The sequence below is a fragment of the Paraburkholderia sprentiae WSM5005 genome (assembly GCF_001865575.2).
GTDB classification, from domain to species: domain Bacteria; phylum Pseudomonadota; class Gammaproteobacteria; order Burkholderiales; family Burkholderiaceae; genus Paraburkholderia; species Paraburkholderia sprentiae.
In genome coordinates, this window is sequence record NZ_CP017563.2 from 558,407 (window position 1) to 584,644 (window position 26,238).

General features: G+C 63.4%; 26 protein-coding genes. 10 read left to right on the forward strand and 16 right to left on the reverse strand.

The window, feature by feature from the left end; all coding sequences use genetic code 11:
- Window positions 1-112 precede the first annotated feature (112 nt).
- Together BJG93_RS31115 and BJG93_RS31120 are read right to left on the reverse strand one after the other, a co-directional pair.
- The gene (locus tag BJG93_RS31115) at window positions 113-1,354 is read right to left on the reverse strand and encodes a CaiB/BaiF CoA transferase family protein (RefSeq protein WP_027194309.1); all 1,242 of its coding nucleotides are present in this window, start codon (window positions 1,352-1,354) and stop codon (window positions 113-115) included.
- Window positions 1,355-1,402: 48 nt separating this feature from the next.
- Window positions 1,403-2,197, reverse strand: coding sequence for a crotonase/enoyl-CoA hydratase family protein (locus tag BJG93_RS31120; protein ID WP_027194310.1), 795 nt, complete (start codon window positions 2,195-2,197; stop codon window positions 1,403-1,405).
- A 216-nt stretch (window positions 2,198-2,413) separates the two neighbouring features.
- On the opposite strand from BJG93_RS31120, the gene BJG93_RS31125 reads away from it, so the two are divergent.
- The 5 genes from BJG93_RS31125 to BJG93_RS31145 all read left to right on the forward strand — a co-directional run bounded on the left by BJG93_RS31125 (window position 2,414) and on the right by BJG93_RS31145 (window position 8,022).
- Window positions 2,414-3,190 (forward strand): enoyl-CoA hydratase, encoded by a 777-nt coding sequence (locus BJG93_RS31125; protein WP_027194311.1) that lies wholly within the window; start codon window positions 2,414-2,416, stop codon window positions 3,188-3,190.
- Between the two features lie 108 nt (window positions 3,191-3,298).
- Window positions 3,299-4,285: an NAD(P)H-dependent flavin oxidoreductase gene (locus tag BJG93_RS31130; protein WP_027194312.1), complete on the forward strand. Its 987-nt coding sequence runs from the start codon at window positions 3,299-3,301 to the stop codon at window positions 4,283-4,285.
- Entirely contained in the window at window positions 4,282-5,469 is a 1,188-nt protein-coding gene (locus BJG93_RS31135) for a CaiB/BaiF CoA transferase family protein (protein WP_027194313.1), read from the forward strand. The genes BJG93_RS31130 and BJG93_RS31135 overlap by 4 nt, the downstream gene beginning before the upstream one ends.
- A 14-nt stretch (window positions 5,470-5,483) precedes the next feature.
- Window positions 5,484-6,776: an acetyl-CoA hydrolase/transferase family protein gene (locus BJG93_RS31140; RefSeq protein ID WP_027194314.1), complete on the forward strand. Its 1,293-nt coding sequence runs from the start codon at window positions 5,484-5,486 to the stop codon at window positions 6,774-6,776.
- A 49-nt stretch (window positions 6,777-6,825) separates the two neighbouring features.
- On the forward strand, window positions 6,826-8,022 hold the full coding sequence (locus BJG93_RS31145; RefSeq protein WP_027194315.1) for an acetyl-CoA C-acetyltransferase: 1,197 nt from the start codon (window positions 6,826-6,828) through the stop codon (window positions 8,020-8,022).
- A 45-nt stretch (window positions 8,023-8,067) separates the two neighbouring features.
- Here BJG93_RS31145 and BJG93_RS31150 read toward each other — a convergent pair whose 3' ends face one another.
- Both BJG93_RS31150 and BJG93_RS31155 read right to left on the reverse strand, forming a co-directional pair.
- Complete coding sequence (locus tag BJG93_RS31150) at window positions 8,068-8,238, reverse strand: rubredoxin (RefSeq protein WP_027194316.1); 171 nt, start codon at window positions 8,236-8,238, stop codon at window positions 8,068-8,070.
- A gap of 33 nt (window positions 8,239-8,271) precedes the next feature.
- On the reverse strand, window positions 8,272-9,474 hold the full coding sequence (locus tag BJG93_RS31155; RefSeq protein WP_027194317.1) for a cytochrome P450: 1,203 nt from the start codon (window positions 9,472-9,474) through the stop codon (window positions 8,272-8,274).
- 154 nt (window positions 9,475-9,628) lie between these two features.
- Here BJG93_RS31155 and BJG93_RS31160 point away from each other — a divergent pair, with 154 nt between their 5' ends.
- Entirely contained in the window at window positions 9,629-10,534 is a 906-nt protein-coding gene (locus BJG93_RS31160; protein ID WP_027194318.1) for an SDR family NAD(P)-dependent oxidoreductase, read from the forward strand.
- Window positions 10,535-10,614: 80 nt separating this feature from the next.
- Here BJG93_RS31160 and BJG93_RS31165 read toward each other — a convergent pair whose 3' ends face one another.
- From BJG93_RS31165 to BJG93_RS31190, 6 genes are all read right to left on the reverse strand, one after another.
- Entirely contained in the window at window positions 10,615-11,436 is an 822-nt protein-coding gene (locus tag BJG93_RS31165; protein ID WP_027194319.1) for an HpcH/HpaI aldolase/citrate lyase family protein, read from the reverse strand.
- Between the two features lie 61 nt (window positions 11,437-11,497).
- A complete protein-coding gene (locus BJG93_RS31170) occupies window positions 11,498-12,355 on the reverse strand; it encodes an FAS1-like dehydratase domain-containing protein (RefSeq protein ID WP_027194320.1) in 858 nt (285 codons plus the stop codon).
- 8 nt (window positions 12,356-12,363) lie between these two features.
- Window positions 12,364-13,530: an EstA family serine hydrolase gene (locus BJG93_RS31175; protein WP_027194321.1), complete on the reverse strand. Its 1,167-nt coding sequence runs from the start codon at window positions 13,528-13,530 to the stop codon at window positions 12,364-12,366.
- 37 nt (window positions 13,531-13,567) lie between these two features.
- Window positions 13,568-14,338, reverse strand: a complete 771-nt coding sequence (locus BJG93_RS31180) for an enoyl-CoA hydratase/isomerase family protein (protein WP_027194322.1) — start codon at window positions 14,336-14,338, stop codon at window positions 13,568-13,570.
- Window positions 14,335-15,936, reverse strand: coding sequence for a GMC family oxidoreductase (locus BJG93_RS31185; RefSeq protein ID WP_027194323.1), 1,602 nt, complete (start codon window positions 15,934-15,936; stop codon window positions 14,335-14,337). The genes BJG93_RS31180 and BJG93_RS31185 overlap by 4 nt, the downstream gene beginning before the upstream one ends.
- Before the next feature lie 41 nt (window positions 15,937-15,977).
- Window positions 15,978-17,222, reverse strand: a complete 1,245-nt coding sequence (locus tag BJG93_RS31190) for a cytochrome P450 (protein ID WP_027194324.1) — start codon at window positions 17,220-17,222, stop codon at window positions 15,978-15,980.
- A gap of 26 nt (window positions 17,223-17,248) precedes the next feature.
- Here BJG93_RS31190 and BJG93_RS31195 point away from each other — a divergent pair, with 26 nt between their 5' ends.
- From BJG93_RS31195 to BJG93_RS31210, 4 genes are all read left to right on the forward strand, one after another.
- A complete protein-coding gene (locus BJG93_RS31195) occupies window positions 17,249-18,118 on the forward strand; it encodes a TetR/AcrR family transcriptional regulator (protein ID WP_231337621.1) in 870 nt (289 codons plus the stop codon).
- Window positions 18,119-18,218: 100 nt separating this feature from the next.
- Window positions 18,219-19,481 carry an NAD(P)/FAD-dependent oxidoreductase gene (locus tag BJG93_RS31200; RefSeq protein ID WP_027194326.1) on the forward strand — a complete coding sequence of 421 codons (1,263 nt, stop codon included), beginning with the start codon at window positions 18,219-18,221 and terminating at the stop codon, window positions 19,479-19,481.
- A 21-nt stretch (window positions 19,482-19,502) separates the two neighbouring features.
- Window positions 19,503-19,823 carry a 2Fe-2S iron-sulfur cluster-binding protein gene (locus tag BJG93_RS31205; RefSeq protein WP_027194327.1) on the forward strand — a complete coding sequence of 107 codons (321 nt, stop codon included), beginning with the start codon at window positions 19,503-19,505 and terminating at the stop codon, window positions 19,821-19,823.
- A 5-nt stretch (window positions 19,824-19,828) separates the two neighbouring features.
- Window positions 19,829-20,605 (forward strand): SDR family oxidoreductase, encoded by a 777-nt coding sequence (locus tag BJG93_RS31210; protein WP_027194328.1) that lies wholly within the window; start codon window positions 19,829-19,831, stop codon window positions 20,603-20,605.
- Window positions 20,606-20,633: 28 nt separating this feature from the next.
- On the opposite strand, the gene BJG93_RS31215 is transcribed toward BJG93_RS31210, so the two are convergent.
- The 6 genes from BJG93_RS31215 to BJG93_RS31240 all read right to left on the reverse strand — a co-directional run bounded on the left by BJG93_RS31215 (window position 20,634) and on the right by BJG93_RS31240 (window position 26,206).
- Entirely contained in the window at window positions 20,634-21,212 is a 579-nt protein-coding gene (locus BJG93_RS31215) for a nuclear transport factor 2 family protein (protein WP_027194329.1), read from the reverse strand.
- Complete coding sequence (locus BJG93_RS31220; RefSeq protein WP_027194330.1) at window positions 21,209-22,042, reverse strand: SDR family oxidoreductase; 834 nt, start codon at window positions 22,040-22,042, stop codon at window positions 21,209-21,211. Before BJG93_RS31220 ends, BJG93_RS31215 begins: the two co-directional genes overlap by 4 nt.
- 15 nt (window positions 22,043-22,057) lie before the next feature.
- Window positions 22,058-23,200 (reverse strand): acyl-CoA dehydrogenase family protein, encoded by a 1,143-nt coding sequence (locus BJG93_RS31225; RefSeq protein ID WP_027194331.1) that lies wholly within the window; start codon window positions 23,198-23,200, stop codon window positions 22,058-22,060.
- A 2-nt stretch (window positions 23,201-23,202) separates the two neighbouring features.
- On the reverse strand, window positions 23,203-24,405 hold the full coding sequence (locus BJG93_RS31230) for an acyl-CoA dehydrogenase family protein (protein WP_027194332.1): 1,203 nt from the start codon (window positions 24,403-24,405) through the stop codon (window positions 23,203-23,205).
- A 78-nt stretch (window positions 24,406-24,483) separates the two neighbouring features.
- Entirely contained in the window at window positions 24,484-25,263 is a 780-nt protein-coding gene (locus tag BJG93_RS31235) for an enoyl-CoA hydratase/isomerase family protein (protein ID WP_027194333.1), read from the reverse strand.
- A gap of 49 nt (window positions 25,264-25,312) precedes the next feature.
- Window positions 25,313-26,206 (reverse strand): crotonase/enoyl-CoA hydratase family protein, encoded by an 894-nt coding sequence (locus BJG93_RS31240; protein ID WP_027194334.1) that lies wholly within the window; start codon window positions 26,204-26,206, stop codon window positions 25,313-25,315.
- Window positions 26,207-26,238 lie beyond the last annotated feature (32 nt).

Consider the following 26,238-nt stretch of genomic DNA (forward strand, 5'->3'; position numbering starts at 1 on the left):
CCCCGATTGCATAAGTGATACGAAGCTACCCACGAGGCCGCTGCGGGATGCGGCCATCATTCACACAGGCCGGTTCAACTGAAGGTCTAACGCTTCGCAGCTTTGACGCTTTCTATAGAACTTTCTTTTCGCGCAGGATATCGATGTCCGACTGCGACATACCCAGCAGATCACGCAGCACGTCGTCCGTATGTTGTCCGAGCGTCGGTGGCGCGCCATACGAATCGATCGGCGTGCCCGACATCTTGACCGGATTGGCGACCATCCGAACCGCCTTATCCGTGAGCGGATGCGCAGCTTCCACGCACATGGCGCGTGCCTGCACGTGCGGATCTGCGAACACCTGCTCCAGATTGTTGATCGGTCCGGCCGGCACCCCGGCGGCGTCGAGTGCCGCGAGCAGCTCATCGCTTTGCCATTCGGCAATCAGCGGCTCGAACACTTCGCCAAGCGCGCGACGATTTTTCACGCGCAGCGCAATCTCGCTAAATCGCGGATCGCTGGCGAGCTCGGGGTGCCCAAGAACGTTACACATCCGCGCGTATTGTTCGTTATTGCCCGCGACGATCATGACGTCCCGATCGGCGCAGCGGAACATGCGCGACGGCATACCACCGTTGCCCTCGGTACCGCGCCGGATGGGAATCTGGCCGGAAACGAGATACTGGCTTGCATAGTGCGAGGTGGCAGCAATCATCGCGTCCAGCAACGCCAGGTCGATGTACTGCCCCTGCCCCGTACCGCCTTGCGCCGCGTCGCGGTGATAAAGCGCTGCGATGATCGCCGACGCGGCGTACTGACCACAAAGAATATCGGCAAGACTCGGCCCGGTTTTCATTGGCCCGCCGCCCGGCATGTCGTCACCATTTCCGGTCACGCTCATCAAGCCACCCATCGCCTGAAAAATCGAGTCGTAACCGGGGCGCGGGCTATACGGTCCGGTCTGACCGAAGCCGGTTATCGAACAGTAGATCAGGCGCGGATTGACTAGCTTGAGGCCCTCGTAATCGAGCCCGTAACGCTTGAGATCGCCAACCTTATAGTTCTCGAGCAACACGTCGCAGTGCGCCGCCAACGAGCGGATCAGCGCCTGACCTTCGGACGTGGAAATATCGCACGTGATCGACTTCTTGCCTCGATTCGCGCTGATAAAGAACGTCGACTCGCGCGTGACCTTTCCCTCCCGATCCATCAGGAACGGGGGGCCGAATTGCCGCGAATCGTCGCCCTTGCCCGGACGCTCGACCTTGATGACCTCCGCGCCGAGATCCGCCAGCATCTGCGCTCCCCAAGGTCCCGCGAGAATACGGCTCAGGTCGAGTACGCGCACACCCGCCAATGCGCCTTTTGTCATAACAAACGGTCCCCTTGAATTCGCACCGGCTGCGCCGGAAGCCGTGCATCAGCGTCCGACGAACTTCGCCGCACGTTTTTCGATGAAGGACTGAACGCCTTCCTTCGCGTCTTCAGTGTTGTAGAGAAACTGCTGGGTCGACTGAATAGTCGTATAAGCATCCTGCCAGCCTTGTCCCAGTGACACACGCGCGTTTTGCATCGTGGCCTGCACGGCTAGCGGTGCCTGCGCCGCGATTCGTTCCGCGATCGCGAGCGCCCGCTCGAACTCCTGCCCCGCAGGGACGACGTCTTGTACGAAGTTCATGTGCCGCGCCTCGTCTGCGGTGAATTCGTCACCGGTAAGCAGTACCTTCATTGCGTTGCCCCAGCCGGCACGCTGGACCATGCGGAACGTCGCACCACAACCTGCCATGATTCCCCGCTTGACTTCAAGCTGGGAGAAACGGCAGTTGTCGGCCGCAACAGCCACTTCGGATGCGAGCATCAATTCGACCGCGACCGTGAAGCAGATTCCCTTCAGGGCAACGACGACCGGCTTGGTACGCAGCGGCGCGCGCAAGTTGAACGGATCGACCTCGCCTTCAGGAAGCAGCGGTTTGCCTTCGCGGCGCAACGGCGCGATCTTTGGCATGTCGAGCCCAGCCGTAAAGTGATCGCCTTCGGCGTAGACCAGCCCACAAAAAATATCGCTGCTCTTCTCGAGCCGCGTGTAAGCCATGGCAAGCTCGCTGAACATTTTCGGCGTGAAACCATTGCGCTTTTCCGGCCGGTCAATGCCCATCAACAGCAGGTTCCCGCGCTGCTCAACGCGTATCTGTCCGTCCTCGTGACGAGTCGTCATGCAGTGTCTCCTCGCGGTGTTTTCCGTTAGCGAATCCGACCTCGCGCTCAATTGACAAAGCGGGGGCGCACATTCAGAATCATAAACGTCGTTCAGGAAATTGGCAACGCACCGATACGCTGTGACATAGCGCAACGGCGCACCGCAGCCACGCAAATGGGCGAGCGGACCCCATCCGGGTTTAGGTGTTCACCCTCATTCCTTCAAGGAAGAACCATGGCCTACGAGACGATCATCGTCGAAACGCACGGGAAAACCGGCTTGATCAGGATGAACCGTCCGCAAGCCTACAACGCACTGAACAACCAGCTGATGGACGAGCTGACGGCGGCCCTCGACGACCTTGAAGCCGACCCTGCCGTCGGCGCCATCGTGATGACCGGTAGCGAAAAAGCGTTCGCCGCCGGAGCCGACATCAAGATGATGAACGAATGGACGTACATGGACGTCTACAAGAATCAGTTCATCACATCGAATTGGGAACGTACCTCGCGTTGCCGCAAGCCGGTCATCGCCGCGGTCGCGGGTCTTGCGTTAGGCGGAGGCTGCGAACTCGCCATGATGTGCGACTTCATTCTCGCCGCCGACAACGCCCGCTTCGCCCTGCCCGAAATCACGCTGGCGACCATTCCCGGCGCCGGCGGCACGCAGCGCCTGACGCGCGCGCTCGGCAAATCAAAGGCGATGGAAATGATCCTCACCGGCCGCAGGATGGACGCCATTGAAGCCGAACGGTGCGGCCTCGTGAGCCGCATCGTGCCCGTCGACACGCTCGTCGAGGAAGCGCTGAAAACGGGTGACGAGATCGCGCGATACTCGCAACCGGTCGTAGCGATGGCCAAAGAGTGTGTCAACCGCGCCTACGAATCGAGCCTCGCAGAAGGTATTTTGTTCGAGCGGCGTATGGCGTATTCGACCTTCGCCACCGAAGATCGAAAGGAAGGCATGGCAGCCTTCGTCGAAAAGCGCAAACCTCAGTTTCGCGATTGTTGAATGGCGAAAGAACGCCACGCTTGTCGTGGCGAATCGAGCCCGCCAGGCGACGCGCGTCACGCGCATTTCTCTGGCACCCCTACTACCTATCCAGGCTACAGGCGCGCGATGAAACCGTATGTCAATCGCATTACTGAATTACTCGGCATTCAATATCCCATCATTCAAGGCGGCATGCGTTGGGTGGCGCGCGCCGAACTGGCGGCGGCCGTGGGCAATGCGGGCGGTCTCGGTTTCATCTCCGCGCACACCCATGCAAGCGCCGACGCACTCGCACGCGAAATCGACAGGGTGCGTTCGCTCACGGACAAGCCCTTTGGAGTCAACCTGACCGTTCTCGGCGCCAATGTCGGTCTCGACTATGACGCGTATGTGCGCGCGATCGTGTCGCAAGGCGTCCAGGTCGTCGAGACGGCGGGCAGCAATCCGGCGAAATACATCGCCGAGTTCAAGGCCCGCGGCGTCAAGGTCGTGCACAAATGTGTCACGGTTCGCCACGCGGTGAAGGCCGAATCGCTCGGCGCGGACGCCGTCAGCATCGACGGGTTCGAATGCGCGGGGCATCCTGGCGAAGACGACGTCCCTGGACTGATCCTGATTCCCGCCGCCGCCGACAAGCTGAAGATCCCGATTCTCGCGTCCGGCGGCTTTGCCGATGGCCGCGGGCTGATGGCGGCTCTCGCGCTCGGCGCGGAGGGCATCAACATGGGAACCCGATTCATGCTCACGCACGAGTCCCCCGTCCACCCCGCGATCAAGCAACGGCTGCTGGAAGCGAGCGAGCGCGATACGCTGCTGGTTGGGCGCTCGATCGGCGATTCGAGCCGGGTGGTCAAGAACAGCGTGAGCCTCGCCGCGCTCGAACTCGAGCGCGCCGGCAACGTGACGCGCTCCGACCTCTACGCGCTGACCGGAGCTCAGCGCTGGATGGACGCATTCGCGACAGGAGAAGTGGAAGGCGGCGCCTTCCCCGCCGGTATCGTGACCGGCCTCATTCACGACCTGCCGACCTGTGCGGAATTGATCGGCCGCATCGTGAAGGAAGCCGCCGCGATCGCGCAACGCCAGCTCGGCTTCAGCGCTGCTCTGGCATGAAACTGACCGGCCTTCGTGTCGTGGACCTGTCGCAATTCATGCCGGGTCCATTCCTCGCCGCCAATCTCGCCGATCACGGCGCGCAGGTGATCAAGATCGAACCGCTCACCGGCGATCCCACCCGCGGCGCACCCGGCACCGACGGCGCGCTCTTCGCCGCTATCAACCGCGGCAAGCGCAGCATCGCGCTCGATCTGAAGCATCCGGACGGACGCGAGGTCGCGCTAAAGCTGATGAACGAGGCCGACGTCGTGATCGAATCGTCGAGGCCGGGCGTGGCCGCTCGCCGTGGCATCGACTACGACACGATAAGCCGGACGAACCCGGGAGTCGTTTATTGCGCAATGACCGCATTCGGCCAAACCGGCCCGCTCTCTCAATTGCCCGCGCATGATCCGGCAGTTCAATCGCTTGCCGGCACGCTGCCGCGCGATGGCCATGGCATCCCAATTGCCACCGGGCCGTCGCTCGCTGCGTTGGCCGGTTCACTGACGGCGCTGTCCGCCGTGTTGATGGCGCTGCTGCGCGCGCGGGAAACGGGGCGCGGCGACTACATCGACATCGCGCTTTTCGATGCGGCGCTCACATCGCAGCCGTATCTGAGCGGCCGCTTGCTCAACGCGCCGGACAGCCAATTGCGAGGGCAAACGGAAGGCGACGGCGGGCTCGCGTTGCTCGACACCTATGAGACCGCCGATTCGAAATGGCTCTGCCTTGGCGGCCGGGAACACAGCTTTGCAACCAACCTGCTTACACCGCTCGGCCGTCCTGAGCTGGTCGCCGACGCGATCGGACCGGCCGGTGAAGGCCAGATACGCGTCCGGGCGTTCCTGACGCAAACCTTCCTGACTCGCACGCTGGATGAGTGGCTCCGCTGGTTCGAAGGCCGGAACATCAGTGCGGCGCCGGTGCTCTCGCTCGCCGAAGCGCTCGACCATCCACATGCGCACGAGCGCGGAATGGTCCAGATGGATCCGTCCGGGCGCAAGCACGTTGCAAGCCCGATCCACTTCCGCCTGGAGCCTGGCTCGCCACCGCTCGATGTTCCACACCTTGGTGAGCACACAGAACTCGTGCTGCGGAGCATCGGTTACAGCGAAGCGCGGATTGCGGAACTCGTCGCGACAGGCGCAGTACGTGGGCAGCACGAGGAAGCCCTGGCCCTTGCGCAACCCGCCACTTGAGGCAAACAAACATCATGCCTTTACTGCTAGAGGCGGGCGCCGTCGATTTCGCGTCCATCATCCGTCCCGGCGATACCGTCGCATGGGGCCAATCGAACGCAGAGCCCGTTCCGCTCACGCGCAGTCTGCTTCAGCAGCGGCACGGCATCGGCGCGTTCCGGGTCTTTCTCGGCGCCGGCAACTACGACACGTGCCGGCCCGACCACGCGGACTGCATCGATTTCGTTTCCTACTGCGGGACCGGCTCCAACCGCGCACTGGCCAAGGCTGGCGCGCTCGATATCCTGCCCTGCCATTATTCGCAGTTGCCAGAGATGATGGAGTCGGGTCAGCTTTCGATCGACGTCCTGCTGCTGCAGCTGGCACCACCCGATGCGCACGGCCGCTACAGCTTGTCCGTCGCGCACGAGTATCTGATTCCTGCGCTCGAGCGCGCGCGCGTGGTCGTTGCGGAAGTCAACCAACAGGCTCCCTGGACTTACGGCGAGCGATATCTTCGCGACAACGACATCGACTTCATTGTCCCGACGTCACGCGCGCTGCCCGACAGTTCGCCCAGCGCCGCGAGCGCGACCGAGCTGGCGATTGCACGACACACGGCCGGTTTGATCGAAGACGGCGCCACCCTTCAAGTCGGCCTCGGCGCGATTCCCGAAGCGATCCTCGCCTGCCTCGGCGATCGCCGAGACCTTGGCATTCATTCCGGCACGATCGGAGACAAAGTCGCCGATCTGATGGAAAGCGGCGTGATCAACAATGCGCGCAAGACCATCGACGCGGGCCAAACCATTGCTGGCGTGATGATGGGCGGTCGCCGCATACACGAGTTCGCACATCGCAACGACGCCGTGCAGTTTCGTTCGACCCGCTACACGCACGATCCGAACGTGCTCGCCAGCATCGACCGCTTCGTCGCCATCAACTCGGCTGTCGAGGTCGATCTGAGTGGCCAGATCAACGCCGAGATTGCCGGTGGCGTGTATGTGGGCGCGGTGGGCGGCGCGCTGGATTTCCTGCGCGGCGCGCGGCGCTCCCGCGGCGGCCTTCCTGTCATCGCCTTGCCGTCCACCGCGGGCAAGGGCGCCACTCGCATCGTCGCGTCGTTGAACGGACCGGTCAGCACGCCACGCAGCGACGCCGCCATCGTGGTGACCGAATACGGCGTGGCCGATTTGCGCGGCCTGACGCTGCGGCAAAGGCGTGAGCGCATGCTGGCAATCGCCCATCCGGATCATCGGGGCGCTCTGGATCAGATGGCGGGCGTCCCGCCTTCCAATCGCTCGGCAAGCGCGACGCTCGTCGGCTGATGGCAACCGCACCGAATCAGAACTTTCAAACTTTGCAAGGAAACGTCCGATGAAACGCGCGGCAATTGTCTCCCCCGTACGAACGCCCGTCGGCACCTTTGGCGGTAGCCTGCGCGGCGTTTGCGTCGAAGAGCTCGGCGCACTCGTGGCGCAAGAAACGATCCGGCGTGCAGGACTCGATCCCGCTCGCATCGACGACGTCGTCTTCGCGCAATCGTATGCGAACAGCGAAACGCCTTGCGTGGGCCGCTGGATAGCGCTGCAGGCGGGCCTGCCGGTGGAGGTGCCGGGCATGCAGCTTGACCGGCGTTGCGGCGGCGGCCTGCAGGCGCTCGTCACCGCCGCGATGATGGTGCAAACCGGCGCCGCCGACGTGGTGTTGGCCGGCGGCGTCGAAAGCATGAGCAATATCGAGTACTACAGCACGGACATGCGCTGGGGCGCTCGTTCGGGCTCCGTCCAGTTTCACGACCGGCTCGCGCGAGGCCGCGAGCGCTCACAGCCGGAATCGCGCTTCGGCTTGATCTCCGGCATGATCGAGACCGCGGAAAATCTGGCCACCGACTATGGCATCAGCCGCGAGGCCGCCGACGAGTTCGCGCTGCGCAGCCATCAGCGCGCGGCCGCCGCATGGGAGTCTGGCCAGATGGCCGAAGAGGTCGTGGCGGTCAGCGTGCCTCAGAAGAAAGGCGCGCCGCTGCTGTTTTCCAAAGACGAAGGATTCCGCGCCGACGCCAGCATGGAAAGCCTCGGCAAGCTTCGCGCGTTGATGCCGGGCGGCACGGTCACCGCAGGCAACTCCAGCCAGCAAAACGATGCCGCGGCCGCTTGCCTCGTCGTCGCCGAAGACCGCCTCGAAGCGCTCGGACTCGAACCGATGGCCTGGCTGACCGGCTGGGCCGCAGCCGGATGCGAGCCATCGCGCATGGGCATCGGGCCCGTGCCCGCCGTGCAGAAGCTGATGAAGCGCATCGGTCTGACGCTCGAGCAGATGGATCTTGTCGAAGTGAACGAAGCGTTCGCGTGTCAGGTGCTGGCAGTCCTCAAAGGCTGGAACTGGCACGATACCGACCGGCTCAACGTGAACGGCTCCGGCATATCGCTCGGCCACCCGATCGGTGCAACGGGCGTGCGCATCATGACCACGCTGGTGCACGAGTTGACGCGCCGGAAAGGACGTTATGCGCTCGAGACCATGTGCATCGGCGGTGGCCAGGGTATTGCCGCGGTGTTCGAGCGCGCCTGACTCTGAGCGGTGAAGCGCACGGCGCAAGGCCGTGCGCTTCACCGTTCAGGCCGCCACTTCGACCATCACGAAGTCGGCCTTGGTCGCACCGCACTCGGGGCATGCCCAGTCGTCCGGGATGTCTTCCCAGCGAGTGCCCGGCGCGATGCCCTCCGCGGGGAGTCCCGTTGCTTCGTCGTAGTAAAAACCGCAAAAAATGCATTGCCACTTTTTCATAATCGTCGATGAGTCGTTGAGGGTGAGGATCTTTCAGCGCGCTACGTCCCAGACGAGCGGCAGATAAAGCATGCCGTTGACGGAGCCCGAACCGCAGCGCGGCTTGTCGTCCTCGCGAATGCGGAAATCGGGAATGCGCTTGAGCCATTCCTGCAGGAACACCTTGATCTCCGTGCGCGCGAGAAACGAACCGGGGCAGCGATGCGGTCCGTTGCCGAAAGCCGCATGAATCACCGGCTTGCGCGTCAGGTCAACGGCGAGCGGATCATTAAACTTGCGGTCGTCGAGGCCGAACAGGGAGTTCGGCAGCTGGATCTGGTCACCTTTCCTGAACTGGATGCCCTTGTATTCCATATCCTGCGTGACGAGCCGCGCGGTATTCGCCACGCCAAAGCGCCGGATCAGTTCGTCGACCGACGAAATCATCAGATCGGGATTCTCAATCAACTGCCTGCGGTGCGCCGGATTCTCGGCGAGAAAGCGCGCGATGAAACCCATCATCGATGCGACGGTATCGAGGCCGCCGAACAGCACGACGATAAACATCCCGAACATGCGCTCGGGGCTGATCGGCTTGCCTTCGATCTGCGCGTTGGCGACAAGGCTGACGAGATCGCCGCCCGCCTCTGCCTGACGCTTTTCCACCCAGGTGGAGATATAGCCGACGAGCCGGTGCTGCGATTCGTTGCGCTCTTCGACGTTGCCACGCACGGCCCATTCCGCCCATTCCAGCAATTGCTCGCGATCGCTCAACGGCAGATCTGCCAGCCGCAGGAAAATCACGATCGGCAGGATCTTCGAGAACTCGGAGACGAACTCGCATTCTCCTCGCGCAGCGAGCGTGTCGATCAGCTCGATCGCGAGGTTGCGCACGTCGTTCTCCAGCGAGGCAATCGCTTGCGGCAGGAAAGCGGGCGTGATCAGGTTACGGTACGCGGTATGTTCGGGCGGGTCGAGTTCGAGCGGCACGAGCCGCGTCTCGTTGAGCGGCGGGATGTTGACGCTGCGATGCGAAAAGCGGGTATGGTCCTTCTGCATCGCCTCGATGTCTTCTCCTCGCGTCGCGATCCAGTGTCCGCCATGGTACGGAGACCAGACGATATCGGGTCCGGTGTGCAGCGTCTTCCACGCGATATGAACATCGTCTTGCACGCCTGGCGGATTCATATAGTCGAAATCGACCACGAGTTCTCGCGGAACATGGTCCGGCACGGTCCAGTCTTTCGTAGGGCTCATCTCGCGTCTCCGTTAATCTAGTCGTCTTTCAATGGATGAATCGCCAGGCTCTGCATCAACGCGCTCGCGTTCATATTATGCAACGTCGTTCAGTTTTGATATTATACCGAAGCGAGAGCCTTTCTACATCAACGCCTATCGAACGGAGACAAGAGTGAGCGATTTCGTCAAAGACAAGGTGGTAGTGGTAACGGGTGCGGGTGCCGGCATCGGGCGCGATTTTGCGTTGCAATTCGCGGCGAACGGCGCAAAGGTCATCGTCAACGATCTGGGTCGCAACGCCGAAACCGGCCAGTTCGCCGCACAGCGTGTGGTCGAAGAAATCAAGGAGGCCGGCGGGCAAGCGCTTGCCTCGACGGATAGCGTCGCTGAATGGGATTCCGCACAGAAGATCGTGCAGGCCGCGCTGGACACGTTCGGCCGCATCGACTGTGTGGTCAACAACGCCGGCATCGTGCGTGACCGCATGTTCTTCAACATGAGCCTCGACGAGTGGAAGGCCGTAGTCGACGTGCATCTGAACGGGTCGTTTTTCGTGGCACGCGCGGCGGCTCCGCATTTCAAGGCACAAAACGGCGGCAGCTTCGTTCATATGACCTCCACCTCGGGTCTGATCGGCAACATCGGACAGGCCAACTACTCGGCCGCCAAAATGGGGGTCGTCGGTCTGTCGAAGTCGATTGCGCTCGACATGGCCAAATTCAATGTGCGCTCGAACTGCATCGCACCGTGGGCGTGGACCGCGATGACGGCCTCGATCCCCTCGGAGACGCCTGAGCAAAAAGCACGCGTCGAGATTCTCAAGCGCATGGAATCGCGCAAGATCGCGCCGCTCGCGGTCTACCTCGCGTCCGACCAGGCCGCCAAGGTCTCGGGTCAGATCTTCGGCGTGCGCGCCAACGAGATCTACTTCTTCAATCAGATCCGCATGATCCGCTCGCTGCATCGCGACGGCGGCTGGACGCCCGAAGCGATTGCCGAGCAGGTGATGCCGGCGTTCGAAGCGAGCTTCTTCCCGAACGTGCCATCCATGGCGCTCACGCCCTGGGATCCGGTGTAAGCGATACCGTGCCAGCCCGCGCCACGTGATGCGGTGACGGCGCGGGCGGCGCGGCGCTCACACCCGCCGCACCACTTACCCTACCCTTGCTCTGAACCGCGCACGCTTTCAGCCAAGCTAACGATGCGCCTTGCTTTCAGCAATACCGGCAAGTCCACCATCCGTCCGTCTACCGACACCGCACCGCCTTCTGCCCGCTCATACGCGTCGACGATTCGCCGCGCCTTGGCTATTTCATCCGCGCTCGGGCTGAACGCTGCATTGACCGCTGCAACCTGGCGCGGATGAATGCACAGTTTGCCGCCAAAGCCCAACGATCGCGCTTTCGACGAGTCCTCCGCGAGTTGCCGTTGGTCATCGATCGCCACCGTCACGCCGTCCACCGGGAACAGGATTCCCGCTACACGCGAGGCCAGCACGATACGCGAACGCGCGAGCAGCAACGCGTCCCATGAACCGTCACAATCCAGATCGAGTTCGAAGTCGACCGAGCCGAATAGGAGTCGCTCGACGCCGGGCATGCGCGCCACATCCAGTGCGTTCCAGACGCCCTTGGCCGATTCGATGAGCGGCAATATGGGCTTCGCCGTTGCCGCCGCGACAGCGGTCAAAGCAGCCGGATTCTCCGCCTTGGGCAACACGACGCCATCGATACCATCGAACGCGGCGAGTGAGAGGTCCTCCTCGAACCACGGTGTACCCGCGCCATTGATGCGCAACAGTACGCGAACCGGCGATGCCGAAAATGTTCGTATCGCGTCGGCAACGTGTGCACGCGCCGACGCTTTGTCCGCCTCTGCAACAGCGTCCTCGAGGTCCACGATCACCGCATCGGCGCCTGCCGCGAGCGCCTTGGCGAATCGTTCCGGCTTGCTGCCCGGCACAAAAAGAAACGACCGCATAAGTCTCCCATTCAGCGTCCGGTCCGGCTACGGCGACCCCGCCTGTGGACCGGCTCGACGATCAGACCACAACAGCCGTGGCTTCCATGCGCAACGATCCGTCGCTGCCGGCGATCCACAAGCTCACCTTGTTTGGGTCTGATTCGTCTCGCTTTCCGCAAACATAGAAAGGCGAGGTGTCCACCACCGGTTTGATCGCGCGGAACGAAAACGCTCCGACGCGCGCGCCCGGCAGCTCCGATCCGAGCGAGTCCATCAGAAGCGTGGCAAGCAGCGGACCATGCACGACGAGTCCCGCGTATCCCTCTTCGCCGATCGCGTAAGGCCGATCGTAGTGAATGCGATGACCGTTCAACGTCAGCGCTGAGTAGCGAAACAGCAGCACCGGATCGGGATTGATCTCGCGTGCCCATTGAGCGCCGATCGGCGCGGCCTGTAATGCTGCCGGCTTTTCGCTGGCAGCCGGGTGATCGCGATACACGATATCCTGGCGCTCGACGATCGCAAGGCCATTAGCGTCGCTGATCTCGTGCTTGACCTTCACGAACACGAGATCGCCGGTCCGCCCCTGCTTGTGCGCCACGCTCTCGATGCATGAAAGACGCGTGATCGCGCTACCCGCTTTCAGGGGCCGTAGAAACTCGAGCTGACCGCCCGCCCACATGCGGCGAGGTAAATCGACCGGCGGCAGGAAGCCGCCGCGCTTCGGATGACCGTCCGTCCCTACGATCGACTGGCGATGAACCGGCAGGAAATAAAGCCAGTGCCACAACGGCGGCAAGTCATCGCCACGTGCTGAAAGCGCGTCATCGTGGTCAAGCATGGCGCTAAGAGCCGCCATCGGCGTGGCGGTGACCTGGTCCTGCACTTGCTCGGTGCGTCCGGTCCATTGCTGCAAATACTCGATATCCATCGGCATCGTGCCAATCACTCCAGATCCAGTGCGTCGCGAATCGCCGCGGCGATCGGAAGCAGCGGGTCTTCTTCCGGCGTGGTCGGGTTGAACAGCTTGTTATGGCAGATCGCGACGGCGAGCCCGCTATCCAGATCGGCCCAACCGATCGAATTGCCCTGCCCCGGATGGCACAGAGCGCGCGGCGAACGCGCCGCGGTCACCGGCGGATGATTGCCGCCGAACCAGAAGCCACCGATCGTGATCGGAATCGGAAAGCCGAACATCACCGGGTCGGGCTCTTCGCTATTGGCGCGTGGTGTATTCAGCGTAGCAACGAGCTCCTTCGAAAGGATCCTCACGCCGTCCAGCTCGCCGCCGCATGCAAGCATTGCCCAGAAGCGCGCCTCACTGCGCGCGTTGAAGATCCCGCCAACGCCGGCGACTTCCGCGCGCCGCACGTCCGGCCGCTCGAACACGTGTGGCACCAATGCGACCTGTTGCGGCATCGAGCGCAGGAACAGCGGCGGCAGGTACTCCGCGGGAACCGGCACCATCGCATCGGTGAGACGTGCGATGCGCGGTTCGACTGCGTCGGGAATGCCGATCCACAGATCGTCGATGCCGAGCGGCATCGCAATCTCCTCCCGGACAAAACGGCCCAGCGAGCGCTTCTTCGGATCGGCGCGCCGCACCAGCTCGCCGACGATCCAGCCGAACGTCATCGACAGGTACAGCGTCTTCGTCCCCGGCTCCGCAAGCGGCTCGAGGTTGGCGATGGCGCCGGTCATCCACTGCCAGTCACACATCAGCTCCGGCGTGACGCCTTCGGGCATGTGCGGCACACACGCGCGATGAGTCAGCACATCGCGCACCGTCGTTTTCTGCTTGCCGTGCGCACCGTACTCGGGCCAGTAGCGCACCACCGGCGCGTCGTATTCGATCAGCCCGCGGTCGGCCAGGATATGCAACGCGGTTGCAGCAACGGCCTTCGTCACCGAATACACATTGAACAGCGTTTCGCCGTCGACCAGACGGCCGGTGGACGGATCGGCCACGCCGCTCCATGCGTCGATCATCAGCTTGCCGTTCAGATAGGCCGCCACCTGCACGCCGATCTCACCGCCTTCCCGTGTGGCGCGGTCGAGCGCCTGCTGAACGATCGCGTTGCGCTCCGTCGATGCTTGCACTAGCAAGGTCATATCGTCTCTCCCATTCGTGAACATTCGCGTTGACGGGCTAGGTCGTGCCGGACTGCGCGGCAATCCCGGCCAGCCCTTCGAGCGCGAGCCCGTAGCCCAGTTCGTCGAGCATGCGGCGCTTGAACGGCTGCGTGAAGACGGCGCGCGTGTATCGCAGCGTGTCGATCGGCTTCGCCGCGACTTCGTGCGCCATTTGCCATGCACGTTCGAGCAACGCGGGGTGCGCGACGACTTCGCCGACGACGCCAAGCTCCCACGCGCGCTGCGCCGTAATGCGCTCGCCGCTGAGAAGAAAATAGCGCGCGCGGTTGTGGCCAAGCAGCATGGGCCAGATGATCTGCACGCCGTCTGCCGGCACGACGCCGTGAACGAAGTGCGCCTGGTCCGAGATTTCGGCGCGACTGGAGGCCAGCACGATATCCGACAGCACCAGCAACTCGGCATGGATATGTGCCGGGCCGTTGATCGCGCCGATGACCGGAACCGGGATGTCCAGCAGTTGCATGAGCAAGTCCTGACCCTCGCGCTGCAAGCGCGGCCAGCCTTGCGCAAGCGGCTCCGTGGGCAACTCGGCGTAATTCATCGCGTCGCAGAACGAATCGCCGGTGCCGGTCAGGATAACGACGCGATTGTCCAGGTCGCGTGCGATCTGGTAGAACGCCTCGCCGAGCTGACTGTGAATGCTGCGATCGAGCGCGCCCCACTTCAGTGGACCGCCATCCGTATGCAGGCGTACTTGCAAAATGCCGTCGCGTCGCTCGAAGTCGATATTCGTAAAACGCCCGCGGTAGTCTTCAAGGCGGCTCATCGCGCGTCCTCCAGGATCAGGCCCGCGGCGCGCCATGCCATCGCCATCATGGGGCCGTTGGTGTTGCCGGAGATCATCGTGGGTGTTATGGAGAGATCCATCACGCGCAGGCCTTCGACACCGCGCACGCGCAGCCGCGAATCGAGCACCGCAAGCGCGTCCGATCCCATCTTGCAGGTGCCGCAAGCGTGATAGCCGGATTGGCCTTCGCGCCGGTAGAGGTCGAGAATCTCGTCATCGGCCTGGACTGCGGGGCCCGGGCGGGTCTCGCCTGCCAGCAGGCTGGCAAGCGGCTGCGCGGCCAGCACCCTGCGCATCAGCCTGAATGCGTTGACGGCCATCTGCCGGTCGTACGGATTGGCGAGGTAGTTCGCGACGACTTCGGGCGGCACGCGGGGATCCGCGGACTGGATCCTGACGTGCCCCTCGCTGCGTGGACGCAGCGGATAGCTGAAGAGCTGCATGCCTGGGAACGACTCGAAGGCGTAACCGGCCGCGCCGAAATCCATCGAGTACGGTGCCATCATCAGTTGAACGTCGGGGCGCACCGCATCCGCCGCGGTCTTGACGAAGCCGCCCACCTGGTACGAGCCGAGCGACATCACACCACGGCGGAACAGCAGATACTGCATCGCGTTGCGCCATAAGCGCATGCCGCTGAACTGGCGGTTCTGCGAATCGCGCCAATGCCGCAGGCGGGCCTGCAGCATGTATAGATAGTGCTCGCGCATATTCCGTCCGACCCCTGGACGCGCCGCCACCACAGGAATGCCAAGCGACTGCAGATGGCCCGGATCGCCAACGCCCGACAGCTGCAAAAGCCGCGGCGACTCGATCGCGCCCGCCGAGAGCACGACCTCGCGACGCGCACGGTAGGCGATCTGCTGCCCCGAGCTTTCGCATTGCACGCCGACGGCGCGCGTGCCGTCGAACACGATTCGCGTGGCTTGCGTGCCGGTCACGACCGTGAGGTTCTTGCGCGTCCTCGCAGGCTTCAGGAAGGCTTCGGCCGAGCTTTGCCGACGACCGTTGCGTATCGTATAGATCAGGTAGGCCACGCCCTCATGATCGAGCCTGTTGATATCTTCCACGCGCCGCACGCCGAGCGACCGGCACGCCTCGAGTACGGCGTCGCCGATACGATTGCGCTGCGCGTACGGTGACACTTTCAGCGGGCCGCCCTCGCCACGCAGCTCGTCGGCGCCGAGCGCGTGATCTTCGATCCGCCTGAAGCAAGGCGCCAGGTTCTGCCAGCTCCAGCCCTCGACACCCAGTTCGGCCCACCCGTCGTAGTCCTCGGGATGACCTCGCATATACACCATGCCGTTGATGCTGCTGGAACCGCCGAGCATCTTGCCGCGCAGCCAGATTTCGTTGCGCTGTCCGTTGCCGTGATCGGGCTGCACCGGAATGAACCAGGCATGAGCCGGATCGCCCAGCAGCTTTCCAAAGCCCTTAGGCATACGGATCAACGGATTGCGATCTTCCGGACCTGCCTCGATGAGTAGCACGGTATGGTGCCCGCTCTCCGAAAGACGATTGGCTAGCACGCAACCCGCCGCACCCGCGCCAATCACGATAAAGTCAAACTCGGTCATCTATGCGTTCTCCACCGTGCGTGCAGACCAGCGCCACCTTGTTAGCCGAAGATGACGGGAATCGAATGCGGAACGCGCATCATGATCCCGTTGATCTGTGGAGCCGGCGCCGCCGGATCGAGGCGAAGATTGGGCAGGCGGTCGAGAATCGCGTTGAGCGCGCGCGTCATTTCTACCCGCGCCAGGTGCTGGCCGATGCACACGTGCGGGCCATAGGCGAATGCGAAGTGCCGGTGAACAGCCTTGCGATGGATGTCGAACTTGTCCGGATCGGCGAAGCGGCTCGGGTCGCGATTGGCGCTGCCCGCCACCACGTCGAGAAATGCGCCCGCGGGAATCTCGACACCGCCGAGCGTGACATCACGCGTCGCCATGCGCGACTGCATCAACACGGGCCCGTCCCAGCGCAGAGCCTCCTCGATCGCCGGCGCGACCAGCGTACGATCCTGACGCACCGCCTCGAGCTGCACCGGATTGCGCAGCAACGCGAGCAACAGCACGCTGGTTGCGCGATAAGTGGTGTCGCCGCCCGCATTCACCAGCTGGCGAAGAAACGAAATGACGACTTCTTCCGGTAGCCGCTCACCGTCCACCTCGGCCGTGGCGAGCGAGCTCACCAGATCGTCGCCAGGATGACTGCGGCGCTCGTCGACAAGCCGCGCGAAATAGGCGCCCAGCTTTGTCGATGCCTCGACGCCATGCTCGACATCGATCGAAACGAGCGTCTGCGCGATGGCGAGCTTGTGAAAGATCTTCACGTCTTCCGGCGGCAACGCGAGCTGCCGATAGATGATGTTGAACGGGTAGTGAAGCGTGAACTCGCTGACGAGATCCGCATGTCCGCGATCCATGAATGTCGACATCAGCTCGCTCACCACCGGGTCGACCAGCGTATCGCCCCATGCCGCGACGGTGTTCGGCAAAAAGGCCTTCTGGAAGATGCGGCGGTAGCGCGGGTGCTCGGGCGCATCCATGGTCGAGATGCTGCGCCCGAAGCTGATGCCGAGATTGCGCTCGTAGGACTTGTTGGAGAAGGTGGCCGGGTCGCCAAGTATCTTCGAGACCTCGTCGTATCCGAACACGGAATAATGCGCGACGTCGGACATCGTCAGGTCCGCCGCTCCGCCCATCAGCACGCGGTAGTCACCCTCCTGAACCGCGGCCTTTTCGCGCAGTTCGGCAATGCGCGGATAAGGGTCCGCATCGGCGCCGTAAGCGAGTGAATCCTCGAAGAAGGGGTTGAACTTCGGATCGTCGAAGTCCTCGAGTCGCAGCACGCCGGCCATGGTTCTTGTCTCCATTAATCGTTTGTTTGCAGGCACCTCTATGTTTCCGCGAGGTACCAATACGTGAACTATGTTCTATTTTGCACAAGTGTGCAAGATCGATCTATCATTCGCGGACAGGGATCTCGCGCGCCTTCCGGCGCGCGCCCCGCGATGAAAGGGAAACCATGCCGTCCAGGACCACGCATGCCGCCAGCAGCCCGGCGACTGCCATCAACGAGCCGCGCGCCACGGCGCGCAGCACGACGCCGGAGCGCATTCTCGATACGGCCGAGCGGCTGTTCGCGATGCACGGCTACTTCGGCACGTCGATTCGCGACATCATGCAGAGCTGTGGCATGGAATTGAGCCTCGCGCGGTACCACTTCGGCAGCAAAGACGCGCTGTTTCAGCAGGCGATCGGCCGCCGCGCAGCGGTGATCAGCCGGCAGGTCATCGAATCGCTCGAGGCCGAACTGGCAGCGCTGCAAGACAAGCGTCCGGACGTGGAGGCAATCGTGACCGCACTTTCCGCCCCGGCGTTCGCGCATCTGAAAAGCGGCGATCCGGGGTGGCGAAACTATCTGCGCCTGCTCACCCAGATTGGCTGCCTTCTGGAGCGCCCCGACCTCACAGCGCCGTTTTATGACCAATACGCGCCTGCGGCCGCGCGCTACCGGGACGCCTTCGCCAACGCACTGCCCCGCGTCACGCGGGAAACCGTCGACCTGGTGCAGCACTTCGTCGAGTCCGTGTTTCATCTCGTGCTCAACGAGCTTTACGCGCAGGAAGCGCGATCCGGAGCGAGGGCACTCACGACAGCACATATCGAGCGCATGCGCACCTATCTGATTCGTTTCGCGGTGGGCGGCATCGAGGCGATGGTCAGCTCCGCCTCGGCACAACGGGGTTCATGAGCATTGACAGTCCCGGCGACCGTCGTTCACACTTTAGAACATTATTCAGACCTGCTCTGGCCGCAGCACGCCTGCGGCCGTACGAGATGGAGTTAGCCTCATGACAGCTGGAGATGCAGAGAACACCGCGCTGATCGTCGGCGCGGGTCACGCAGCGGGAGAATGCGCGACCGCGATCCGCGAACAGGGCTGGACGGGACGCATCGTGATGGTCGGAGAAGAACCGCATTTGCCCTACCAACGGCCGCCGCTCTCGAAAGCATTCCTGTCGGGCGAATCGACCGCCGAGCAGCTCTACCTGAAACCACTGTCGACGTACGACAAAGCGCGGGTCGAGTTCATCCCGAACACGCGCGCGCAGCGCATCGACCGTGACGCGAAACGGGTCGCGCTGTCCAACGGCAGCGAAATCGGCTATACGAAACTCGTTCTGGCCACCGGCGGCCGCGCGCGGCGCCTCGCGTTGCCGGGTATCGAAGCGATCGAGAAGCTGCAGAATTTTCACTACCTGCGCACGCTCGACCACGTCGCGCGCATTCGAAACCAGTTTCATGCCGGCTCGCGCCTCGTGATCATCGGCGGTGGATATATCGGGCTGGAGGTGGCTGCGGTAGCCGTGAAGCGCGGCTTGCACGTCACCGTGCTCGAAGCGTTGCCGCGCGTTCTCGCGCGCGTCACCGCTCCCGAGCTGTCCACGTTCTACGAGGAAGTTCACCGCGAAGCCGGAGTCGACATCCGTACCAACGCGATCGTGAGTGGCTTCGAACTGGACGCATCCGGCGACGCCATTGCCGCCGTGTGCTGCGCGGACGGCACGCGCGTCGCGGCGGATCTCGTCATCGTCGGCGTGGGACTGGAGCCCGCCACCGAACTCGCGCAAGCGGCCGGCCTTGCCGTCGACAACGGCATCATGGTCGACGAGCACACGCGTACATCGGACCCGGACATTTTCGCGGTCGGGGACTGCACCAATCACCCCAACCCTTCCCTCGGCCGCCGCCTGCGTCTCGAGTCGGTCCCTAACGCGCTGGAGCAGGCCCGCACCGCCGCTGCGTCGCTGTGCGGCAAGGAGCGGGTCTACAACAGCGTGCCATGGTTCTGGTCCGACCAATACGATCTGAAGCTCAAGATGGTCGGCTTGTCCCTCGGCTACGACGAGTTCGTCCTGCGCGGCGATCCCGATACCCGCTCTTTCTCGGCGTTTTATCTCAAGGGCGGCGTCATGCTTGCAGCCGATACGGTCAGCCGTGTACCCGACTTCGTGCTGGCCAAGCGGTTCGTTGCCGAAAAAATACCGGTCCGGGCTGCCGATCTCGCCAACGAATCAATTCCGTTGAAAAGTCTGCTTCCGCAGTCCAATTAATTTTTCAGAGGTTCACAAGCCATGCCGCTCATTCGATTCATCCAGCCGGACGGCAGCGAGGCCGCCGTCAGCGCCAACGTTGGTGATTCAGTCATGCAAACGGCGGTGAACAATCAGATCCCGGGCATTCTCGGCGATTGCGGCGGCAGCTGCAGCTGCGCAACCTGTCACGCGTACGTCGACGACACCTGGCGCAGCCACATGCCGGCAGCCGAATCCTATGAAGTCGACATGCTCAGCTGCGCGATGGACGTGCGCGAAAACAGCCGTCTGACATGCCAGATCTTCATGACGCCGGAACTGGACGGGCTGGTGGTGCGTCTGCCCGGTTCGGCGGAGTAAGCGCAATGGGCACGCAGGCCTCCCGCACGACGCTGATCACCGGCGCTGCCTCAGGCATGGGCGCGGCGCTGGCGCGGCATCTGACAACGCTCGGCGAACGGGTGATCGGCGTCGATCTCCACGACGCGGAAATTTGCGCGGACCTCACTGTCCCGGCGGAGCGCGCGGCGCTCGTCGAGCGCGTGCGGCGCCTCGCGCCGTCGATCGATGCAGTGGTCGCGTGCGCCGGCGTGTCGCCCCCTGTGCCCGGCGACACGCTGGTGGCGGTGAATTACTTCGGCGTTACCGATCTGCTGCCGCGCCTGTTGCCGCTCCTGCAGCGCGCGAGCGAGCCACGGGTCGTGGTGATCTCATCGCTCGCCTCGCTTCATCCGGTCGATGCGCGCCTCGTCGCGTTGTGCCTCGAGAGCGACGAAGCCGCCGCACGCGACCATGCGGCAAAGATCGGCGCGCAAAGCTATGCGTCGTCCAAGCGCGCGCTGACGCAATGGATACGGCGCACGGCTGTGCTGCCCGGCTGGGCCGACGCGGGCGTGTTGCTCAACGGCGTCGCGCCGGGCATCGTAAAGACGCCGATGGTCGCGCCGCTGCTGGAGACGGCCCAGGGGCGCGAGGCGCTTGCCGCCGGCGTACCCACGGCCGTGCATGACTATGCAACCGCTGAACAGATCGTGCCGCTCCTTGCGTTCCTCGCCAGTCCCGCCAATGGCTACATGGTGGGCCAGATCCCGTTCATCGATGGCGGTGCCGACGTGCTCTTGCGTGGGGAAGCGGCGCTGTAACACGCAAGAGCCGAACCCGAGACCGCGCTTACGGCACCTTCGTCAACGCGTCGATCGCGTGCTGTTCGCTCGTGCTCCAGAACGCCGCCCAGGTCGGAAATCCTTGCGGAAGGCGCGGCTGATACCGGTCGCCTTCATATTTGCCGGGCCAGTGCTGGAAGCGCGGCGCACCGGGGCGAGCGAGCCAGTCCGTCGAATACCAATGCTGTTCGTCGCGACGCTCGAAGCACCACTGCCCGTCGCGCCGCACGTAGTGATCGAAGTAGCAGATCGCCATCACCACCCACGCTCCGTTGTCCTCGTGCTCCGCGCGGCAATACACGCTTCCGGTCGCACTATCGGCATCGACGAAATCGACGACGTGGCCGCAGATCTGGTGGATGCTGCGATAAAAGCCGCGCAGAACATGCCCGGATCCGAAGAACGTCTTCAACGCCGCGCGCCCGACGCCCCATCGGCCGCAATCGACGTCTTCGGAAAACAGTTGCACGAGGCCGTCCAGATCCCGCGAATCGACCGCGAGCGCGTATCGGACCGGCAGCTGTTGGATGGCGAGCTGCGCCTCGATGCGTTCGATACGCGCGAGCAGCGCTGAATCCGTCGTCATGGCTGTCCCTTCGAAGCATTGGCCACGGCGGCCGGGCGCGCGCGGATCTCGTCGGCATAGTAGGGCTGATGTGAAAGAAGTCCCCCATCGACATTGAACACCTGGCCTGTGACGAACGCCGCCTCATCCGAAGCGAGATACACGACCGTGTGTGCAATGTCTTCGGGCTGCCCGAGCCGAGGCGTGAGATGGTGGCTCAGCATCATCTCCCCGATCTCCCCCGCGTAGTACGCTCGGGTCACCGGCGTGACGATCAGGCCCGGCGCAATCGCATTGCAGCGTATCCCCTCCTTGCCGTGCTGCGCGGCGACGTAGCGCGTCAGCGCCTCGATACCGGCCTTGCAGACACCGTACGCGCTGTACCCCAACGCGCCCGCCTGAGCGGCACCCGAAGAGGTATTGATAATCGAACCGCCGCCTCGTGCGCGCATGAGCGGCAGCGCATACCGCGAAGCCAGCATGGTGCCGCGAAGATTGATGCGCATCGTGTCGTCCCAGACGGCGACGTCGACTGTCTCGACCGCCGCATCGACCGTACTGGAAAGGGATGTGGCCGCGGCGTTGTTATGCAGGATATCGAGCCCACCCCAGGTCTTCAGCGTCAGATCGAACAATGCCCCGATCGAACTTTCGTCGCCGATATCGACGCGCGCCGCAACCGCCTCGCCGCCGGCATCCTTGATACGGCGAACCTGCTCCTGGGCGCCTTCGAAATTCAGGTCCGCCACGACGAGCAAGGCGCCCTCCTGCGCGAGCCTCGCGGCACAGGCAGCGCCGATCCCGGATGCGGCCCCGGTCACGATGGCGATCTTTTGCTTCACACGTTGCATGGTCTGCTCCCCGTCTCACGCCGTTATCGGTGTCTGGCCGCCTGCCGCAACGCGGTCGAGATGAAAGTCGATGTCGCCGAACATCTTCTCCATCATCGTCATCTTGCGGAAGTAGTGCCCTACTGGGTATTCCTCGGTGAGCCCCATGCCACCGTGCAACTGGATGCCCTGCGCGCAAACGAAGCGATTGGCGCGCGCCGCAACGGCTTTGGCCGCCGAGATGACGCGGCTGCGTTCGGCCGCCGGGCCGTTCAGGTGCGCGATCCCGCAGTACAGCATCGAGCGCGCCTCCTGCGTGGCGACGAACATCTCGGCCATGCGATGCTGCAACGCCTGGAACTTGCCGATAGGTTGGCCGAACTGCGAGCGTCCCTTGAGGTACGCCGAGGTCATCGCCATCACGGCTTCCATCATGCCGAGGCTCTCGGCCACGCTCGCGAGACTGGCGAGTTCCGTGGCTTGCGTGAGCACCTCCAGCGCGCGTTCCGGTCCGACGATCAATGCATCTTCACTGAGCTCGACGTTGTGCAGGTCGACATCCGCGGCACGCGATCCATCGAGTAAGCGGTACGACCGGCACGTCACGCCCGCGGCCCGGCGATCGACAAGAAAAACACCTACGCCTTGCGATGCACCTTCCACTCGCGCGGTCACGAGCAGCTGGTCTGCCGACGCGCCGGCGATCACCAACGTCTTCGCGCCGCCGATCAGATAACCCGAGGCTGTCTTGAGCGCGTGCGTTCGTGCGTGGCATCCCAGCTTGTATCGGCTGCCCGCTTCGCTGTCCGCGAGCGACAGCAGGAGCTTGCCGTCGATGACGGCGGGCAGCAGCGTCTCACGCTGGCGCGGCGCATCGCCTCGTTCGATGATCGTGGCGCACAGCAGCGCCGTCTGCACGACCGGCTCGAGCACCATACCGCGGCCGAGCGCCTCCATGACGATCGCCGTTTCAACGAACGAGCACCCGATTCCGCCGACGTCTTCCGGCATGGTCAGCCCGAGCCAGCCAAGTTCTGCGTATGCGCGCCAATGTTCGCGACTGAAGCCCTCTTGCCCCGCCGCGATGCGCGTGCGTGCCTCGAATCCATACTCCTGCTGAACGTAGCGTTCTGCACCGTCCTTCAGCATCAATTGCTCTTCTGAGAGGTTGAAGTCCATGGCTAGAGTCCGAATGCCAGCTTGGCGATGATGTTCTTCTGCACTTCGCGCGCGCCGCCATAGATCGTGGATGCGCGCGCGATCAGATAGCCCGACGTGCGGCCGCCGGTGTAGTCCGGCCAGTTTTCGTCGATCGACAGATCATCATGCGGCGCGCCGTGGTCGTCGAAGCGCAATACGCGGGGACCCAGTGCGTCCATTTGCAGTTGCGTCACACGCTGTTGCATCTCCGACCCGCTGATCTTCAGCGCGGAGACGACCGCATCGAGGTTGCGCTCGCTCTTCTCTTGCGCAAGGATGCGCAGCACCGACCATTCGAGCGCCAACAGGTCCGCTTCGACCTCGGCGACCTTGCGCGCGAACCCGGGTGTGTCGATGAGCGGCAGGCCGTCCACCCTCTCCTGCGCAGCAATGTCTTTCGCGCGTCGCAGCTCGCGTTTGTTGAAGTACAGGAACGCGCTCGCCGTGCGCTCCTTCTCGAGCAGGTACTTCGCATAGGTCCATCCCATGCCGGCCTCGCCCACGAGATGCGACTTCGGCACGCGCACGTTCTCGAGGAACACTTCATTCAGGCCCCGGCCGCCCTCGATCGAAACGATCGGACGCACCGTGATGCCCGGCGTGTCCATTTTGACCAGCAGGAAGGAGATGCCGCGTTGCGGCTTGACGGTCGCATCGGTCTTGACGAGGAAGAATCCCCAATCGGCAATCGTTGCGTCGCTGGTCCAGATCTTCTGGCCGTTGATCACGTACTCGTCACCGTCGAGCACGGCCGTGGTCTTCAGTCCAGCCAGATCCGAGCCCGCGTTCGGTTCCGAAAAGCCCTGGCACCAGAACTCGTCGCCACGCAGAATAGGTCCGAGAAAACGCTTCTTCTGCCAGTCCGAGCCGAACGCGATGATGACGGGCGCCACCATCTGCGTCGATTGCCACCCATAGTCCATCGCATCGGCGTTGTACAGCTCTTCCATGAAGATATGCTTGCGAAGCGCGCTCCAGCCGGTGCCGCCATGTTCGACCGGCCAATGGGGCGCACCCCAGCCGCGCTCGTACAGAATGCGCTGCCATCTGCGGATATCGTCGCGCGCCGGCGGATGCACGCCAACCCGCCAGCGGCGCGAAATGTCGGCCGGCGCCTGCTCATCGAAAAACTTTCTGACTGCCTGACGAAACGATTCGTCTTCCTCGCTATAGCCGAAATGCATGCCTGACTCCTGAAGCTCTTTCGCCCTCGTTGGTCTGCTCTGTCGCGCCGCTGCGCCACGCTTGCGCGAGTGCGCCGCCTAGCGGCCCCTGAAAGCGGGTGCGCGCTTTTCTCTCGCTGCGAGCCGGCCCTCCGCCGCGTCCTCCGAGTTCACCGCGAGCGCCACCGCGTTGAGTTCCTGCGCAAGGAACTCTTCCATGCTGGCGGTGTTCAACCTGAACAACTGCTTGGTCAACCCAAGCGAAAAAGTCGGGCCAGCGGCCAGTTCGCCAGCCAGCTTGCCGGCAGCCGTCTCCAGGTCGGCGTCTTCGACGAGATGACTGGCAAGACCCATACCGAGTGCTTCCTTGCCGCTCAGCCGGCGATTCAGATACATGATCTCCTTGGCGCGGAACTCGCCGCAATGACGCGCAAGCAGATGCACCATGCCGCCTTCAGGTAAGGTGGCGCGCATCAGGAAGGCGGGAATGAACTGGGCGGTGTCGGAAACGATGAGCTGATCCGCGCACAGCGCAAAGCTCCACGCAATGCCCACGGCAACGCCGCGTACCGCCGCGACCATTGGCTTGTTCAGGTTGTAGAACCGAAGCGCGATGTTCTGATACGCCGCCATCGATGCGCGCGCGTGCGCGACGCTCATCTGCGGTGGCGCGGCGCCGCTGCCCTTGATGTCGGCACCGGCGCAAAATGCGCGGCCTGCGCCGGTGAGTATCACCGCGCGAATCTCCGGATCCCTTTCGATGCGATCGAGGTGGCCGAGCATCAGATCAAGCATTTCCGGCGTCAGCGCGTTGAGCTTCTCGGGGCGGTTCAGACACAGCGTCGCAACCGCCCCGTTCAATGTGAGTTCAACATCCATGATGTTCGGCTCTTCGTTTGGAGTTGGGTCCGTCGGTTCGACGGTCTGGTCAGCTGCCGCGAGCGTGCAGGTGGATCATCCCGTCGCCGAACGGCTCGTCGCGGCGCTTGAGCGCTTCCTTCAGGCCAACCGCTTCCATGTCCGCCTTGAACTGCGCGCGGCGCGGCCCCTGACTTTGATGAGCCCGTGAGTCGTTTTCCACCGCGAGCCGCTGAAGCGTGCGCGAACCGGCCAGCTCCAGCCCGATGTTGACGATGCGCTTGTTGGCCGCCAGCAGATCCGCATCGACAAACGACAGACGGCGTGCCAACTCGGCCACCTCCGCTTCGAGCTGCTCTGCCGGCACCGCATCCATGACGAGCCCGATTTTCGCGGCGTCGCGGCCCGTCAGCGAGTCGCCGGACAGCAGCAGGCGCTTCGCCCACTGCGGGCCGACGTGATAGAACCACATATGCGCAGGCGGCGAGCCGTTCGCGCGCGTGGCGGGAAAACCGATCCGTGCATTGTCGGCGGCGATCACCATGTCGCACGCCAGCGCGAGATCCGTGCCGCCCGCAAGACAGTTGCCATGCACCTGCGCGATGATCGGCTTGTGGATATCGGCCATCAGATTGACCGTCTCCGACTGCCGCTCCATCGACCAGCAGTCGTCGTCGAAGCTGCCAATCGTTCCACGATAGTCACCCGGATCAGCGGCGTCCGCGGCCCGATCCGAATACGTCGTCACGAGATCGTAGCCCGCGCAGAAGTCGCGGCCAGCGCCCGACAGCACGATCACGTTCACCGATTTGAGGTCGTCGGCTTCGAGCAACGCCGCCTTGAGTTCCTGCAGAAGCGGATTGTTGATGGCGTTGCGCTTGTCCGGACGACTCAGCGTGATACGCGCCACGCGTTGCGCGACTTCAAACTTCACGCACTCCGAAGTCTTTAGCCATTTGGCCATGGTCGATTCTCTCTAATAGAGGCGATTGCCGT

Bases quoted from the DNA above. Each gene is read 5' to 3' on its own strand.
- BJG93_RS31115 (WP_027194309.1), bottom strand. From the start codon at position 1,354: ATGACAAAAGGCGCATTGGCGGGTGTGCGCGTACTCGACCTGAGCCGT.
- BJG93_RS31120 (WP_027194310.1), bottom strand. From the start codon at position 2,197: ATGACGACTCGTCACGAGGACGGACAGATACGCGTTGAGCAGCGCGGG.
- BJG93_RS31125 (WP_027194311.1), top strand. From the start codon at position 2,414: ATGGCCTACGAGACGATCATCGTCGAAACGCACGGGAAAACCGGCTTG.
- BJG93_RS31130 (WP_027194312.1), top strand. From the start codon at position 3,299: ATGAAACCGTATGTCAATCGCATTACTGAATTACTCGGCATTCAATAT.
- BJG93_RS31135 (WP_027194313.1), top strand. From the start codon at position 4,282: ATGAAACTGACCGGCCTTCGTGTCGTGGACCTGTCGCAATTCATGCCG.
- BJG93_RS31140 (WP_027194314.1), top strand. From the start codon at position 5,484: ATGCCTTTACTGCTAGAGGCGGGCGCCGTCGATTTCGCGTCCATCATC.
- BJG93_RS31145 (WP_027194315.1), top strand. From the start codon at position 6,826: ATGAAACGCGCGGCAATTGTCTCCCCCGTACGAACGCCCGTCGGCACC.
- BJG93_RS31150 (WP_027194316.1), bottom strand. From the start codon at position 8,238: ATGAAAAAGTGGCAATGCATTTTTTGCGGTTTTTACTACGACGAAGCA.
- BJG93_RS31155 (WP_027194317.1), bottom strand. From the start codon at position 9,474: ATGAGCCCTACGAAAGACTGGACCGTGCCGGACCATGTTCCGCGAGAA.
- BJG93_RS31165 (WP_027194319.1), bottom strand. From the start codon at position 11,436: ATGCGGTCGTTTCTTTTTGTGCCGGGCAGCAAGCCGGAACGATTCGCC.
- BJG93_RS31170 (WP_027194320.1), bottom strand. From the start codon at position 12,355: ATGCCGATGGATATCGAGTATTTGCAGCAATGGACCGGACGCACCGAG.
- BJG93_RS31175 (WP_027194321.1), bottom strand. From the start codon at position 13,530: ATGACCTTGCTAGTGCAAGCATCGACGGAGCGCAACGCGATCGTTCAG.
- BJG93_RS31180 (WP_027194322.1), bottom strand. From the start codon at position 14,338: ATGAGCCGCCTTGAAGACTACCGCGGGCGTTTTACGAATATCGACTTC.
- BJG93_RS31185 (WP_027194323.1), bottom strand. From the start codon at position 15,936: ATGACCGAGTTTGACTTTATCGTGATTGGCGCGGGTGCGGCGGGTTGC.
- BJG93_RS31190 (WP_027194324.1), bottom strand. From the start codon at position 17,222: ATGGCCGGCGTGCTGCGACTCGAGGACTTCGACGATCCGAAGTTCAAC.
- BJG93_RS31200 (WP_027194326.1), top strand. From the start codon at position 18,219: ATGACAGCTGGAGATGCAGAGAACACCGCGCTGATCGTCGGCGCGGGT.
- BJG93_RS31205 (WP_027194327.1), top strand. From the start codon at position 19,503: ATGCCGCTCATTCGATTCATCCAGCCGGACGGCAGCGAGGCCGCCGTC.
- BJG93_RS31210 (WP_027194328.1), top strand. From the start codon at position 19,829: ATGGGCACGCAGGCCTCCCGCACGACGCTGATCACCGGCGCTGCCTCA.
- BJG93_RS31215 (WP_027194329.1), bottom strand. From the start codon at position 21,212: ATGACGACGGATTCAGCGCTGCTCGCGCGTATCGAACGCATCGAGGCG.
- BJG93_RS31220 (WP_027194330.1), bottom strand. From the start codon at position 22,042: ATGCAACGTGTGAAGCAAAAGATCGCCATCGTGACCGGGGCCGCATCC.
- BJG93_RS31225 (WP_027194331.1), bottom strand. From the start codon at position 23,200: ATGGACTTCAACCTCTCAGAAGAGCAATTGATGCTGAAGGACGGTGCA.
- BJG93_RS31230 (WP_027194332.1), bottom strand. From the start codon at position 24,405: ATGCATTTCGGCTATAGCGAGGAAGACGAATCGTTTCGTCAGGCAGTC.
- BJG93_RS31235 (WP_027194333.1), bottom strand. From the start codon at position 25,263: ATGGATGTTGAACTCACATTGAACGGGGCGGTTGCGACGCTGTGTCTG.
- BJG93_RS31240 (WP_027194334.1), bottom strand. From the start codon at position 26,206: ATGGCCAAATGGCTAAAGACTTCGGAGTGCGTGAAGTTTGAAGTCGCG.